Source organism: Salipiger sp. H15 (assembly GCF_040409955.1).
GTDB lineage: Bacteria > Pseudomonadota > Alphaproteobacteria > Rhodobacterales > Rhodobacteraceae > Salipiger.
Map to the genome: position 1 here is coordinate 223,849 of NZ_CP123386.1, position 14,696 is coordinate 238,544.

At 69.0% G+C, this 14,696-nt stretch carries 12 protein-coding genes; 4 read left to right on the top strand and 8 right to left on the bottom strand.

Features of this window, described 5'->3' with window-relative positions:
- Positions 1-14: 14 nt before the first annotated feature.
- The 3 genes from PVT71_RS23620 to PVT71_RS23630 form a co-directional block, all read right to left on the bottom strand.
- A complete protein-coding gene (locus PVT71_RS23620) occupies positions 15-1,511 on the bottom strand; it encodes a tripartite tricarboxylate transporter permease (protein ID WP_353475579.1) in 1,497 nt (498 codons plus the stop codon).
- A 10-nt stretch (positions 1,512-1,521) separates the two neighbouring features.
- Positions 1,522-1,941 carry a tripartite tricarboxylate transporter TctB family protein gene (locus PVT71_RS23625; RefSeq protein ID WP_353475580.1) on the bottom strand — a complete coding sequence of 140 codons (420 nt, stop codon included), beginning with the start codon at positions 1,939-1,941 and terminating at the stop codon, positions 1,522-1,524.
- Positions 1,942-2,029: 88 nt separating this feature from the next.
- Positions 2,030-3,079 carry a hypothetical protein gene (locus PVT71_RS23630; protein ID WP_353475581.1) on the bottom strand — a complete coding sequence of 350 codons (1,050 nt, stop codon included), beginning with the start codon at positions 3,077-3,079 and terminating at the stop codon, positions 2,030-2,032.
- Between the two features lie 230 nt (positions 3,080-3,309).
- Here PVT71_RS23630 and araD (PVT71_RS23635) point away from each other — a divergent pair, with 230 nt between their 5' ends.
- The 4 genes from araD (PVT71_RS23635) to PVT71_RS23650 all read left to right on the top strand — a co-directional run bounded on the left by araD (PVT71_RS23635) (position 3,310) and on the right by PVT71_RS23650 (position 8,336).
- Positions 3,310-5,052, top strand: coding sequence for an L-arabinonate dehydratase (gene araD / locus PVT71_RS23635; RefSeq protein ID WP_353475582.1), 1,743 nt, complete (start codon positions 3,310-3,312; stop codon positions 5,050-5,052).
- Between the two features lie 10 nt (positions 5,053-5,062).
- Positions 5,063-5,959, top strand: coding sequence for a dihydrodipicolinate synthase family protein (locus PVT71_RS23640; RefSeq protein WP_353475583.1), 897 nt, complete (start codon positions 5,063-5,065; stop codon positions 5,957-5,959).
- Positions 5,960-6,027: 68 nt separating this feature from the next.
- Positions 6,028-7,557, top strand: coding sequence for an aldehyde dehydrogenase (NADP(+)) (locus PVT71_RS23645; protein ID WP_353475584.1), 1,530 nt, complete (start codon positions 6,028-6,030; stop codon positions 7,555-7,557).
- A gap of 65 nt (positions 7,558-7,622) precedes the next feature.
- Positions 7,623-8,336, top strand: coding sequence for a ribonuclease activity regulator RraA (locus tag PVT71_RS23650; RefSeq protein WP_353475585.1), 714 nt, complete (start codon positions 7,623-7,625; stop codon positions 8,334-8,336).
- Between the two features lie 87 nt (positions 8,337-8,423).
- Here PVT71_RS23650 and PVT71_RS23655 read toward each other — a convergent pair whose 3' ends face one another.
- From PVT71_RS23655 to PVT71_RS23675, 5 genes are read right to left on the bottom strand one after another with little or no spacing between them, the layout of a single operon-like run.
- A complete protein-coding gene (locus PVT71_RS23655) occupies positions 8,424-9,332 on the bottom strand; it encodes a 2-hydroxyacid dehydrogenase (protein WP_353475586.1) in 909 nt (302 codons plus the stop codon).
- Between the two features lie 7 nt (positions 9,333-9,339).
- A complete protein-coding gene (araD, locus tag PVT71_RS23660; protein WP_353475587.1) occupies positions 9,340-11,079 on the bottom strand; it encodes an L-arabinonate dehydratase in 1,740 nt (579 codons plus the stop codon).
- An 11-nt stretch (positions 11,080-11,090) separates the two neighbouring features.
- Positions 11,091-12,749: a thiamine pyrophosphate-dependent enzyme gene (locus PVT71_RS23665; RefSeq protein WP_353475588.1), complete on the bottom strand. Its 1,659-nt coding sequence runs from the start codon at positions 12,747-12,749 to the stop codon at positions 11,091-11,093.
- 24 nt (positions 12,750-12,773) lie between these two features.
- Positions 12,774-13,730 (bottom strand): 2-hydroxyacid dehydrogenase, encoded by a 957-nt coding sequence (locus PVT71_RS23670; protein WP_353475589.1) that lies wholly within the window; start codon positions 13,728-13,730, stop codon positions 12,774-12,776.
- A complete protein-coding gene (locus tag PVT71_RS23675; protein ID WP_353475590.1) occupies positions 13,730-14,635 on the bottom strand; it encodes a 5-dehydro-4-deoxyglucarate dehydratase in 906 nt (301 codons plus the stop codon). The genes PVT71_RS23670 and PVT71_RS23675 overlap by 1 nt, the downstream gene beginning before the upstream one ends.
- Positions 14,636-14,696: the final 61 nt, after the last annotated feature.

The window sequence follows — 14,696 nt, forward strand, 5'->3', positions numbered from 1 at the left end:
GGAAGGCGCAAGGCTCAGGCGGCCTCTTCCGTCATCTGCCGCCGCTTTTTCGACATCAGCGCCGCCCCGGCCACGGAGCCGATGATGAGAACCCACAGCAGGACGGCGATCCAGCTCTTGGTGAAGAAGATGGTGACGTCGCCGAAGCTCTCGAGGCTCTTGACGAAGTAGATCTCTGCCGACGGCCCGAGGATGAAGCCGATGATGAAGGGCGCCACCTCGAGCCGGAGCTTGCCGAAGAGCCAGCCGAGCACGCCGAAGATCAGCAGCGTCCAGACGTCGAACATGATGCCGTAGTTGATCGTGTAGGCCCCGATCACGCACATCATCAGGATCACCGGGAAGAGGATGTGCTTGGGGATCGTCACCACCAGCGCGAAGTAGCGGATGGCGTAGTACATCATCACGAACATCGCGATGTTGGCGATGAGCATCGCGACGATCATCGCGTCCCACGTGCCCGGGTTGTTGCCGATGAAGAGCGGGCCGACCTGCACGCCCTGCAGGGTGAAGGCGCCGATCAGCAGCGCGGTCGTGGAATCCCCCGGGATGCCCAGCGACAGCAGCGGCACCAGCGCCCCGCCGGTGAGGCCGTTGTTGCCCGACTCCGACGCGATGATCCCGCCGGGCTCGCCCTTGCCGTAGCGCTCGGGCGTCTTCGAGAAGGTCTTGGCGTTGGTGTAGCTGATGATCGAGGCCGCCGAGCCGCCGACGCCGGGCAGGATGCCGACGAAGGTGCCGATCAGCGACGAGCGCACGAGGTTGATCCCCTCCCCCCGGAACACGCCGAAGGAGAAGCGCGAGTGCTTGCCGACCTTGATGTCCTTCGAGGAATGGCCTTTCGGCACGCCGATCTCGGCCTGCTCGAGGATCGCGGCGAGGCCGAAGAGCCCGATCAGCACCGGCAGCAGCGAGAAGCCGCTTTCCAGCCAGTACTCGGTGCCCGGCGGCACGAGCCGCAGGTTGCCGTTGCCGCCGTCCGAGATGTCGTAGGTGCCGATGAGCGCGACGAAGATCCCCAGCACGCCCGAGAAGATGCCGAGCAGCATGTCCGAGGACAGCGCCGCCATCACCGTGAGGGCGAAGAAGATGATCAGGAACTTCTCGACGTAGGAGAACTTGATGGCGAAATCGGCCAGCGTCGGCGCGAAGAGGTCGAGCACCAGCAGCGAGATGAGCCCGCCGACCAGCGACGAGATGGTGCCGATGCGCAGCGCCAGCTCGCCCTCGCCCCTCTGCGCCATGGGATAGCCGTCGAAGGTCGTGGTGATCGAACTTGGCGTGCCCGGGATGCCGAGCAGGATCGCCGGCACCAGCCCGCCGGAGATGCCGCCGACATAGAGCCCGAGCAGCAGCGCGAGGCCGTTCTCGAGGCCGAGCGAATAGGTGAGCGGCAGGCAGACCGCGACGGCCATCGTGGCGGTCATGCCGGGGATCGCGCCGAAGATGATGCCCACGAAGGTGCCGCCGATGATCAGCGACAGGAAGAGCGGGGTGACGAACTCGAACATGGTCCGGACCTCAGGGAAGCGTCAGGAAGAGGGGATAGGTGAAGAGCCACCACACGAAGGTCGGCCCGACCAGCGCCACGATCAGCAGCGGCACGACCTGCCGCAGGGGGCGCTCGTGCATGAAGAGCAGTCCGGTCGCCAGCACGTAGGGGATCGAGCAGATCAGGAAGCCCATGCCGGTGTTCGGCCAGAGGTCTCCGACCGGAACCATCAGCGAGAAGTAGAGCAGCGTCAGCGCAAGCACCCCGAGGAAGCGGGGCTTGTCCATGACGTCCCAGCTGCGCCGCCAGTAACTCCCCGCCGCCGCGATGCGCGCGCGGTCGCGGATCACGATGGCGAGCCCGAGCAGGCCGAGGATGCAGGCGATGATGGTGGGAAAGATCAGGTGTGACGTGTCGAAGTCGATGGTCACGCGGGTCAGGTCGCCCATCGGGTCCTCCCTATGGGTGGCAGTGGTCTGAAAGTCCGGCCGGGACCTCTCCCGGCCGGAACAGGGGATCAGGGTCGCACCGGGGCGATCAGGACCCGGAGGTGATCTCGTCGATCACCTGCTTGTAGGTGTCGCGCTTCTTGGTCAGGTGCTCGAGCGCCGCGTCCGAGGGCAGGAAGTCGGGGATGAAGAAGGCTTCCTTCTGGCGCTCCTGGATCTTGCCCTCGGCATAGATCTCGGTGAGCGCGCCGTCGATCGCCGCGATGATCTCGGGATCCATGTCCTTGTTGTAGAGAAGGAAGAATTCCTTGTCGAAGGTGAAGTCCTCCGACGCGTTCAGCGGCACGTGGGTCTCGGGGCTGGCAAAGCCCAGCATGGCGTCGCGGGTGGTGCCGCCCATGCCGGCCTCGGGCGCCTGCTCGAGCGTCTCGGGCCGTGCGGTGATCCAGACGAAGCGCATCGCCTTCTGGTCCGACGGATCGAGCTGGGTGAACTGCTCGTTGGCCTGAATCGAGCCGTTGATGACGTCGGCCAGATCGTCCCACATCGCCTGGTTCTTGTCCGACTGCGAGCCGGTGTTGACCGCAACGATGTTCGCCTCCGAGCCCGGCGCGCGCAGCTTCGCGGCGTTCTTCATCGCCGAGAAGCCGATCTCGGACACGCCGCCCGGCTGGATGGCGACGCGCACGCGGGTGCCGGCCTCGGCCGCCGCGAGGATGTCTTCCATCGTCTGGTAGGGGCTGTCGGCCGAGACGAGGTAGGCGTTGCCCGGGTTGATCGCCACGGTCGGCCCGACGATGTAGCCCTCGAACGGATCGTCGTAGCCTTTGACGCCGTAGAGATTGCCGAGGAAGCTCTGGTCGTGGAACATCATGATGGTGGTGCCGCGCTTGTCGCGCGCCAGCGCCTTGAAGCCCTCGGACGCGCCGACGGCATCGACCTTGATGTTGATGCCCAGCTTCTCGGACAGCGCCTCGGCGACGATGGCCGAGTTCTGGTAGGTGTCGCCGCCGGTCGAATCCGAGCCGATCACCATGCGCATGTTGCGCGGCAGGTTCTGCGCCTCGGCAACCAGCGGTGCCGCGAGCATCGCCGTGGCCGAGGCCGCCGCGAGCAGGGTTCTGCGAGTGAATTTCATCTTTTTCCTCCCGATTGGCCGCCACGCGGCCTGTTGTGGCTTGGGCGGTCTCCCGTCGCGCCCTGCGCAATGCAAGCGCATACATAGTGAAAGACCACAGCAGGTCGTCGCCTGTCAAGACTCTGAATCCATCACGCCCGTTAACAGATTTTCACGCGCTATCGCTTGACGATGAATAATGTATTCGCATACATCAAAATCAAAGAGCCGCGATGAACTGGAGGAGAGTCATGACGCAAGGCAACCGAAAGACCCCGGCAGAACTGCGCTCGGCGCGCTGGTTCGCCCCGGATGACCTGCGCAGCTTCGGGCACCGCTCGCGGATGATGCAGCTCGGCTATTCCGAGGAAGAGTTCCGCGACCGTCCGATCATCGGCATCCTCAACACCTGGTCCGAGCTCAACTCCTGCCACGGCCACTTCCCCGAGCGGGTGAAGGACGTGAAGCGCGGCGTGCTGCAGGCCGGCGGCTTCGCCGTCGAGATGCCCGCCCTGTCGGTCGACGAGAGCTTCAACAAGCCGACCTCGATGCTCTACCGCAACATGCTGGCGATGGAGACCGAGGAGCAGATCCGCGCCCACCCGCTCGACGGCGTGGTGCTGATGGGCGGCTGCGACAAGACCACGCCGGGGCTCATCATGGGCGCGATCTCGGCCGGGGTGCCGTTCATCTTCCTGCCGGCCGGGCCGATGCTGCGCGGCCATTACGCGGGCAAGATCCTCGGCTCGGGTTCGGATGCGTGGAAATACTGGGACGAGCGCCGCGCCGGCAACATCACCGACGAGGAATGGCTCGGCGTGCAGGGCGGGATCGCGCGCTCGGTCGGCACCTGCATGACCATGGGCACCGCCTCGACCATGACCGCCATCGCCGATGCCATGGGTCTGTCCCTGACCGGCGCCTCGTCGATTCCCGCTGCCGATTCGGGGCACCAGCGGATGGGCTCCGACTGCGGCCGCCGCATCGTCGAGATGGTCTGGGAAGACGTGACCCCCGAGAAGATCATCACCCCCGCCGCGGTGCAGAACGCCGCCAAGGTCGCCATGGCCACCGGCTGCTCGACCAACGCCGTGGTCCACCTCATCGCCATGGCGCGCCGCGCCGGGGTCGATCTGACGCTCGACCATCTCGACGCGCTTGGCCGGGTGACGCCGCTCATCGCCAACGTCCGCCCCTCGGGCAAGGACTACCTGATGGAGGACTTCTACTACGCCGGCGGCCTGCGCGCGCTGATGAAGCAGATGGGCGAGATGCTCGACCTCTCCTGCGTCACCGTTACCGGCCGCACGCTGGGCGACGAGATCGCCACGGCCGAGGTCTACAATGACGACGTGATCCGCCCCCTCACGAACCCGGTCTACCACGAGGGCTCGCTCGCACTGCTGCGCGGCAATCTCTGCCCCGACGGCGCGGTGATCAAGCCCGCCGCCTGCGATCCGAAGTACCACGTCCACGAGGGGCCGGCGCTGGTCTTCGACAGCTACCCCGAGATGAAGAAGGCGGTGGATGACGAGACGCTCGACGTGACCCCCGACCACGTGCTGGTGCTGCGCAACGCCGGCCCGCTCGGAGGTCCGGGCTTCCCCGAATGGGGCATGCTGCCGATCCCCAAGGCGCTGATCAAGCAGGGCCACCGCGACATGCTGCGGATCTCGGATGCGCGCATGTCCGGCACCTCCTACGGCGCCTGCGTGCTGCATGTCGCGCCAGAGAGCTTCATCGGCGGGCCGCTGGCGCTGCTGAAGACCGGTGACATCGTGCGGCTCGACCTGCCGAACCGGAGCCTCGACATGCTGGTCGACGAGGAAGAGATCGCCCGCCGCAAGGCCGAGTGGACCGCGCCCGAGCCGCGGTTCGAGCGGGGCTGGGGCTACATGTTCTCGCGCCACGTGACCCAGGCGGACAAGGGCTGCGACTTCGACTATCTCGAGCGCGACTTCGGCCGCGCCGCGGGCGAGCCCGACATTTTCTGAGGAGACCCAGATGCTTGATCTCGACACCGCCCTCGCCGGCATCTCCGGCATCCTCGTCACCCCCTACGACGAGGCGGGCGAGATCGCGCCGGAGAAGCTGGCGCCGATCCTCGACCGCGCGCTTGGCGCCGGGCTGCACATGCCCGTTGTCAACGGCAACACCGGCGAGTTCTACGCGCTGACCACCGACGAGGCCTGCGTCATGGCCCGCGAGGTCTGCGCGCAGGTGGACGGCCGCGCCCCCGTGCTGGCCGGCATCGGCCGCGGCATCCGCGACGCCTGCGCGCTGGCAAAGGCCAGCGCCGAGGCCGGGGCGACGGCCCTGATGATCCACCAGCCGCCCGACCCCTTCGTCGCGCCGCGCGGCACGGTCGATTACGTCAAGGCCATCGCTGACGCCTCGGGCGGGCTGCCGATGATGCTCTACCTGCGCAACGACGCCATCGGCACCGGCGCGATCGCCGATCTCTGCGCCGTGCCGGGCGTCAAGGGCGTGAAATGGGCGACGCCGAACCCGCAGAAGCTCGCCGCCGCCAAGGCCGCCTGCGACCCCACGATCACCTGGGTCGGCGGTCTGGCCGAGGTCTGGGCGCCGACCTTCTACGCGGTGGGCGCGCGCGGCTTCACCTCGGGGCTGATCAACGTCTGGCCCGAGCGCTCGCTGGCGATCCATGCCGCGCTCGAGGCCTCGGACTATGCCGAGGCGAACCGGCTGATCGGCGAGATGCAGGCCTTCGAGGACATCCGCGCCGAGGAGCTGAACGGCACCAACGTGACCGGCGTGAAGGCCGCGCTGCAGGCGACGGGCATCGACTGCGGCCCGACCCGGCCGCCCTCGGCCTGGCCGCTGACCCCGGCGCAGCAGGACAAGCTGCAGGCCTTCCTCAAGACCAACGGCCTGGTCTGACAGTGCCTCTCAGCGGGCGCTCATAGCGCCCGCCCCACCTGCCCCGGCCCCCCCGAAAGGATCCTCCCATGGACGCCACGACTTCGAGTTTCACCCCGCACGGCAAGCACCTGATCGCGGGCGCGTGGGTGGGTGGCGAGACCACATTCAGCTCCGAGCCGGCGCACGGGCCGAGCCACGCATTCTCGGTCGGCACCCCGGCGCTGGTCGACGCGGCCTGCAAGGCCGCCGAGGAAGCCTTCTGGACCTATGGCTACACCACCCGCGCCGCCCGCGCCGAGTTCCTCAATGCCATCGCCGACGAGATCGAGGCCCGCGCCGAGGCGATCACCGAGATCGGCACGCAGGAGACCGGCCTGCCCGAGGCGCGGCTCCAGGGCGAGCGCGGCCGCACCACCGGCCAGCTGCGGCTCTTCGCCAGCCACATCCTCAAGGGCGACTACCTCGACCGCCGCCACGACGAGGCGCTGCCCGAGCGCAAGCCGCTGCCGCGCCCCGACATCAAGATGGTGATGCGCCCGATCGGCCCGGTCGCCGTGTTTGGCGCCTCGAACTTCCCGCTCGCCTTCTCCACCGCCGGCGGCGACACCGCCGCGGCGCTGGCCGCAGGCTGCCCGGTGGTCGTGAAGGGCCATGGCGCGCATCCCGGCACCGGCGAGATCGTCGCGGAAGCCATCCTCGCCGCCATCCTGAAATGCGGCATGCCCAAGGGCGTCTTCTCGCTCGTTCAGGGCGGCAAGCGCGACGTCGGCCAGGCGCTGGTGCAGCACCCGCTGATCAATGCCGTGGGCTTCACCGGCTCGCTCGGCGGCGGCCGCGCCCTGTTCGACCTCTGCGCGCAGCGCGAGGTGCCGATCCCCTTCTTCGGCGAGCTTGGCTCTGTCAACCCGATGTTCCTCCTTCCTCAGGCCGTGAAGGCGCGCGGCGCCGAGATCGGCACCGGCTGGGCCGGCTCGCTCACCATGGGCGCCGGCCAGTTCTGCACCAACCCCGGCATCGCCGTGGTGGAGACGGGCCCCGAGGGCGACGCATTCGTCGCCGCCGCCGCCGAGGCGCTGAAGGGCGTGTCCGCCCAATGCATGCTCACCGACGGTATCGCGAAAGCGTATAAGGACGGTAAATCCCGCTTCGACGGCCGCAATGCCGTCAAGCCGGTGCTGACCACCGACAGCGAAGGGCGCAGCGCGCTGCCCAACCTCTTCGAGACGGACGCGGCGAATTACCTGCAGGATCATGCACTTGGCGAGGAGGTCTTCGGCCCGCTCGGGCTCGTCGTGCGGGTCAACGGCGCCGACGAAATGGAAGGGCTCGCCAGGGGCTTCGAAGGCCAGCTGACCGCCACGATCCACATGGACGCGGGCGACACGGCCCTCGCGCAGCGGCTGATGCCGGTGCTCGAGCGCAAGGCCGGCCGGGTGCTGGTCAACGGCTTCCCGACCGGGGTCGAGGTCTCCGAGGCGATGGTCCACGGCGGGCCTTACCCGGCCTCGACCAACTTCGGCGCCACTTCCGTCGGCACCCTGTCGATCCGCCGCTTCCTGCGCCCCGTGAGCTACCAGAACCTGCCCGACGCGCTGCTGCCGGACGATCTGCGCTGACCCGACCCCTGCCCGCGCGGCTGCCGCACGACGGCCCGCGCCCCGAATGACTGGAGGAGCAAAGAATGAACCCCGAAACCCGTGAAAAGCTGATGGGCGTCTCCGTGGCGACGCTGGCCACCGCGCTCTACAAGCGCGGCCTGCGCAACCAGGTGATCCAGGGCGTGAACCCGCTGGGCTGGAAGGGCCGGAACATGGTCGGCCCCGCCTTCACCCTGCGCTACATGCCCGCCCGCGAGGACCGCAACCAGCTGACAGAGTTCCGCAATCCCGAGCACCCGCAGCGCGTGGCGATCGAGACCTGCCCGGAGGGCCACGTGCTGGTCATGGACAGCCGCAAGCAGGCCAACGCGGCCTCGGCCGGGGACATCCTGATCACCCGGCTGATGGTGCGCGGCGGCGCCGGCGTGGTGACCGATGGCGGCTTCCGCGACGCGGCGGTGATCGCCGGGCTCGACATCCCGGCCTACCACACCCGCCCCTCGAGCCCGACCAACCTCACGAACAACGAGGCCATCGCGATCAACGAGCCGATCGGCTGCGGCGACGCGCCGGTGTTCCCGGGAGACATCATCGTGGGCGACGCGGATTGCGTCATCGTCATCCCCGCGCACATGGCCGACGAGGTGGCCGACGAGGCGGTCGAGATGACCGCCTACGAGGATTTCGTGGTCGATCAGGTCCGGGAAGGCGAGCCGATCATCGGGCTCTATCCGCGTGTCAACGAAGAGAAATACGGCCCCCGTTTCGCGGAATGGCGCGAGAAGAACGGCCGCTGAGGGTCTGACCTCGCTCACGAAAACTGAAATGGCGCCCGCGGCTGATCCGTGGGCGCCAATTGCTTGAAGGTCCCTGACGATCGGCCCTCAGCTCACCGGGTCGAGCGCCCGTCCGGTCGAGAACCACGCGTCGAGGTTGGCGACGACCCGGTCGCCCATCTGCCGGCGGGTGACCTCGGTCGCCGAACCGACGTGGGGCAGCAGGACGGTGTTCGGCAGGTCGATCAGCGCCTGCGACACCTCGGGTTCCCGCTCGAAGACGTCGAGCCCCGCCGCGCCGAGCCGCCCTGTCGAGAGCGCCTCGATGAGCGCGGCCTCGTCGACCACCGAGCCGCGCGCGACGTTGACGAGGATGCCCTGCGGCCCCAGCGCCTCGATCACCGATGCCCCGACCAGCCCTGCGGTGTCGGCCCCGCCCGGGACGATGACGATCAGCACGTCGCAGGCCTCGGCCAGCGATTGCGCGTCGGGATAGTGGGCATAGGGAACGTCGCGCGGCGTGCGCGTGCAATAGGCCACCTCGAGCTTCATCGCCGCGAGCCGCTCGGCGATCGCCAGCCCGATCCGCCCGAGCCCGAGGATGCCGACCTTGCGGTCGCGCAGCGACAGGGTCAGCGGATAGGGCTTCTGCGGCCAGTGCCCGGCGCGCAGGTAGGCGTCGGCCTGCGGGAACTGCCGCGAGGTCGCGATCAGCAGGCCGAGGGTGAAGTCCGCGACCTCCTCGGTCAGCACGTCGGGGGTGTTGGTCACCACAATGCCGCGCGCCGCGGCCTCGGCCACCTCGATGTTGTCGTAGCCAACGCCGAACTTGGCGATGAGCCCGAGCCTCGGGAAGCGGTCCATCAGCGCGCCGTCCACCTTGCCGGTGCCGGCCACGGCCATGGCCCGGACCTCATCCTCGCGGCCAAGGTCCCCGGGGCCGGTCAGCTCGTAGCCGTCGAGGCGTCCGTCGCTGGTGGCGAAGGGGCGGGGTCGGTAGATCAGCGGTCGCGTCATGGTCACCTCAGAAGATATCCGGCTCGCCGGCGGCGGCGCCGAAGCCGCGCTCGAGGAAGTCGAAGTCGCAGCCCTTGTCGGCCTGCGTCACGTGCTGCGAGAACATGTAGCCCCAGCCGCGCTCGAACTTCGGCTCGGGCGCGGTCCACTCGGCCCTGCGGCGGGCGATCTCTTCCTCGTCGACCAGCATGTCGAGGCTGCGGTTCGGCAGGTCGAGCCGCACGATGTCGCCGGTCCTGAGCAGCGCCAGCGGGCCGCCGATGAAGCTCTCGGGTGCGACGTGCAGCACGCAGGCGCCGTAGGAGGTGCCGGACATGCGCGCATCGGAAATCCGCAGCATGTCGCGGTGCCCCTGCTTGATCAACGCCTTGGGGATCGGCAACATGCCCCATTCCGGCATCCCGGGCCCGCCCTTGGGACCGGCGTTGCGCAGCACCAGCACCGTGTCGGGGGTCACGTCGAGGCTCTCGTCGTCGATCGCGGCCTTCATCTCGGGGTAGCTGTCGAAGACCAGCGCCGGGCCCTCGTGGACGTGGAACCTGGGATCGCAGGCGGCGGGCTTGATCACCGCGCCATCGGGGCAGAGGTTGCCGCGCAGCAGCGCCAGCGAGCCCTCGTGGTAGACCGGGTTCGTGAGCGGCCGGATCACGTCGTCGTTGTAGACCTCGGCGGTCTTCAGCGACTCGGAGAGCGGCTTGCCGGTCAAGCCGACCACCGAGGTGTCGAGCCGTTCCTCGATCTGCTTCATCAGCGCGAGCAACCCGCCGGCGTAGTAGAAGTCCTCCATCAGGTAGTCCTTGCCCGAGGGGCGGACGTTGGCGATGAGCGGCGTCACGCGGCCGAGCGCGTCGAGGTCGTCGAGCGTCAGCTCCACCCCGGCGCGGCGGGCCATGGCGATGAGGTGCACCACGGCATTGGTCGAGCAGCCGGTGGCCATGGCGACGATGGCGGCGTTGCGCACCGCGGCCTCGGTCACCACCTTGGCGGGGGTCAGGTCTTCCCAGACCATCTCGACGATGCGGCGGCCGCAGCCCGAGCCCATGCGCTGGTGGCCGCTGTCCGCCGCCGGGATCGACGAGGCGCCGGGCAGCGTGAGACCCATGGCGTCGGCGATCGCGGTCATGGTCGAGGCGGTGCCCATGGTCATGCAGGTGCCGACCGAGCGCGCGATGCCGCCCTGGATGCCGAGCCATTCCTCGTCGGTGACATTGCCCGCGCGGCGCTCGTCCCAGTATTTCCAGCCGTCCGAGCCAGATCCGAGGATGCGCCCCTTGTAGTGGCCGCGCAGCATCGGCCCGGCGGGCAGGTAGATCATCGGCACGCCGGCGGTGATCGCACCCATCACGAGGCCCGGCGTGGTCTTGTCGCAGCCGCCCATCAGCACCACGCCGTCGAGCGGGTGCGAGCGGATCATCTCCTCGGTCTCCATCGCCAGCATGTTGCGGTAGAGCATCGACGTCGGCTTGGTGAAGCTCTCGTCCACCGACAGCGCCGGCATCTCGACCGGGAAGCCCCCGGCGGCGAGCACGCCGCGCTTCACGTCCTTCACCCGCTCGGGGAAGTGGCCGTGACAGGAGTTCAGCTCGGACCAGGTGTTGAGGATGCCGATGACGGGCTTGCCGCGGAAATCCTCCTCGGCATAGCCCAGCTGCATCATCCGCGAGCGGTGGCCGAAGCTGCGCAGGTCATCGGGCGCGAACCAGCGCGAGGAGCGCAGGGTGTCGGGAGTCTTCACATGCTGGGTCATCGGGGTCTCGCTCACTGGCCGCGCAGGCGGCTGACCGTCGTGCGGGTGGAGATTTGCTCGGGATCGGTGATCAGCTCGATCACCGTCGGGCCCTCATGCGCGAAGGCGGCCAGCAGCGCGGGCCGGAACTCGGCGGTCTCGGTGACCCGCGCATGGGCGGCGCCAAGGCCCTCGGCGATCTTGCCGATGTCCGAGGTCACGATGTCGGTGCCCGAGACGCGGGCGGGGTGCTCGCGCTCCTGGTGCATGCGGATCGTGCCGTAGGTGCCGTTGTTGAAGACCAGCACGATGGGCCGGCCGCCATGCTGCACGGCGGTGGCGATCTCCATGCCGGACATCATGAAGCCGCCGTCGCCGACGAAGGCGATGGCCTGGCGCTGCGGATTCTCGAGCGAGGCCGCGACGGCGGCGGGCACCGCGTAGCCCATCGAGCCGCAGGTCGAGCCGATCTGCCGACCCGGGCGGGCGTAGCGCAGGAAGCGCTGTGCCCAGCCGGTGTGGTTGCCCGCGTCGAGCGTGATGACCGCATCCGCCGGGATCAGGTCGCGCACCTCGGCCATGGCCTGGCCCATGTCGAGCGGGAAGTCATGCGGCGGCGGCTCGGAATCCGCGAGGTACTCGTCGCGCAGCGCGGCGCGCCAGGCATCGTCCGCCGGGGCGGCGGGCTGGGCGGTCAGCGCCGCGAGCGCCGCGTCGGGGCCCGAGACCGCAGACAGCGTGGGCGAGTAGACCCGGCCGATCTCGTTCGCGTCGACGTGGATGTGCACGAGCGTCTGCGCCGGCGTCGGCACGGAAAGGGTCGCGTAGGTCTTTGTGGTGATCTCGCCGAGCCGCGCGCCGATGACCAGCAGCAGGTCGGCCTCGGCGAGGCGCTTCACGAGGCTCGGGGCCACGCCGGTGCCGAAGTCGCCGACATAGACGTCCGACCGGTGGTCAACGAGATCCTGCCGCCGGAAGCTGGTGGCGACCGGCAGGCGGTTGGCCGTTGCGAAGTCGAGCAGCGCCGCAGCGCCCGCATCGGTCCAGCCGGGGCCGCCGGCGAGCAGCAGCGGGCGTTTCGCCTGCGCCAGTGCGGCCATCACCGCCGCCGCGTCCTCGGCCGTCAGGGCCGGGACGCTGGGACTGTAGGGGCGCGCGTCGGCCACGCGCACCACGTCGGTCAGCATGTCCTCGGGAAGCGCCAGCACCACCGGGCCGGGACGGCCCGAGGTGGCGACGCGGAAGGCCCGCGCCATGTATTCCGGGATGCGCTCGGCGCTGTCGATCTGCGCCGCCCATTTCGCCACCGGGGCGAACATCTGGCGGTAGTCGATCTCCTGGAAGCTCTCGCGGTCCAGCGTCTCGCGCCCGACCTGTCCGACGAGCAGGATCATCGGGGTGGAGTCCTGGTAGGCGATGTGCACGCCCACCGCGGCCTGGCAGGCGCCCGGGCCCCGGGTCACCATGCAGATGCCGGGCTTGCCGGTCAGCTTGCCATAGGCCTCGGCCATGTCCGCCGCCCCCGCCTCGTGGCGGGCGTTGTAGAGCGTGAAGCGGTCGCGCACGTCGTGCAGCGCGTCGAGCACCTCGAGATAGCTCTCGCCCGGCACGCAATAGGCGCAGTCCGCGCCATGGGTCAGCAGCTGATCCACCAGCACCTTGCCTCCGGTGCGCGCTTCGATGTCAGACATGGTCTCTCCTCCCATTCACTCGTCTCAGGGCAGCACGATGCAGGCCGGGTCGATGTCTCGTCCCTCGGCATGGGCCCGGATATTCCCGGACCAGTGCCGCACCATGCGGTCGAAGTTATCCAGAGTGCGCCCCGCCACGTGCGGAAGCGTCACGGTATTGGGCATCTCGAGCAGCGGGTTCGGGCCGGTCACCGGCTCGGTCTCGAAGACGTCGAGCCCCGCCGCGCCAAGCTGGCCGGAGCGCAGCGCGGCAACCAGCGCCGCCTCGTCCACCAGCCCGCCGCGCGAGGTGTTGATCAGCACCGCGCCGGGCTTCATCGCCGCGATGGTCTCGGCCCGGATGAGGTGCTTCGAGGCGGGGGTCAGCGGCAGGTGCAGCGAGATCACGTCGGCCCAGCCGAGCAGCTCCTCGAAGGGCAGGAACTGCGCGTCGAGCGCGGCATCCGGCCCAGAGGGCTTGGTATAGGCGATCTCGCAGCCGAAGCCCTTGAGGCGCTTCAACACCTCCTGCCCGATGGCCCCCATGCCGATCAGGCCGACCCGGCAGGCGCCAAGATCGCGCGCCTCGCGCCAGAGGTCGGGCTGGTCCCAGGCGCCGCCTCGGAACGCGGCCTGAACCTGCGGCAGGCGCCGCAGGGTGGCCAGCATCAGCGCGAGCGTCGCCTCGGCCACGGACGGCGCGTTCATGCCCGGCGAGCGGGCCACCGTGATGGCCCGCGCCTTGGCGGCGTCCAGCGGGATCCCGTCGATGCCGGTCCCCCACTGGTGCACCATCTTCAGGGCCTTCGCCTCGGTCAGGAGCTCGGCAGGAAAGCGCAGCCCCCGCGTCACCGCGTAGGTCGCGCCTTCCAGCGCCGCGCGCATGTCGGCGACATCGACGCTGCTCACGAAGCGCAGATCGAAGCCCTCGCAGAGTTCCTCGATCCGCGCCCGCATGCCGGCGCTGGCCGGCTCCAGGATGGCAACCGGCCCGATGGTCATCAGCTGCGGCCCTTGATGAGCTCGCGCATCATCTCGATCTCTTCGCCGGTGAGGTCGGTGAGCGGCGCGCGCACGTGGCCGGTCTCGAAGCCGCGCAGGGCGACACCCGCCTTGATCGCCGAGACGGCGTAGCCGGACTTGCGATCGCGGATCTTGGCGAAGGGATAGTAGAAGTCGCGCAGCAGCTGCTCGCATTTCGCGTCATCGCCAGCCAGGAAGGCGCCGTGGAATTCCAGCGCGGTCTCGGGGACGAAGTTGAACACGGCCGAGGAATAGGTCGGCATGCCCGCGCCGCGATAGGCCTGCGCGAACAGCTCGTGCGTCGGCATGCCGCCGATGTAGGACAGCCGGTCGCCGAGGCGGACGGTGACGCGGCGCACGTTGTCGATGTCGCCGGTGCCGTCCTTGAAGCCGATCAGGTTCGGGCATTCGTCGGCCAGCTGCTCGAGCGTCTCGGCCGAGATCTGCGCCTGGCCGCGGTTGTAGACGATGACCGCCATGTTGGTCGCCTTGCAGACCGCGCGGATGCGGTTGGCAACGCCGTCCTGCGGGCCCTCGGTCAGGTAGTGCGGCAGCAGCAGGATGCCGTCGCCGCCCGCCGCCTCGATCTCGCGCGCGAGATCACAGGCCATGCGCACGCCGTAGCCGCAGCCCGCGATCACCGGCGCATCGCCGGCGACTTCGCGCGCCGCGCGCACCACCTGGACGATCTCTTCGGGGGTCAGCGAGAACATCTCGCCGGTGCCGCCCGCGACGATGAGGCCGGCAACCTTGTGCGGCTTGAGCCACTCGAGATGCGCCTGGAAGGGCTTCTTCGCGAAACGGTCCTCGGCATCGAAGGGGGTGACCGGGAAGGACAGAAGCCCGTGGCGGATGATCTCGCGTAGCGCGTCGGGTGCGATCATTGTGTGTTTCTCCTCACTTGGACGGGGATGGGTGCCGCATTGCGCGGCACCGGTGTTGGGG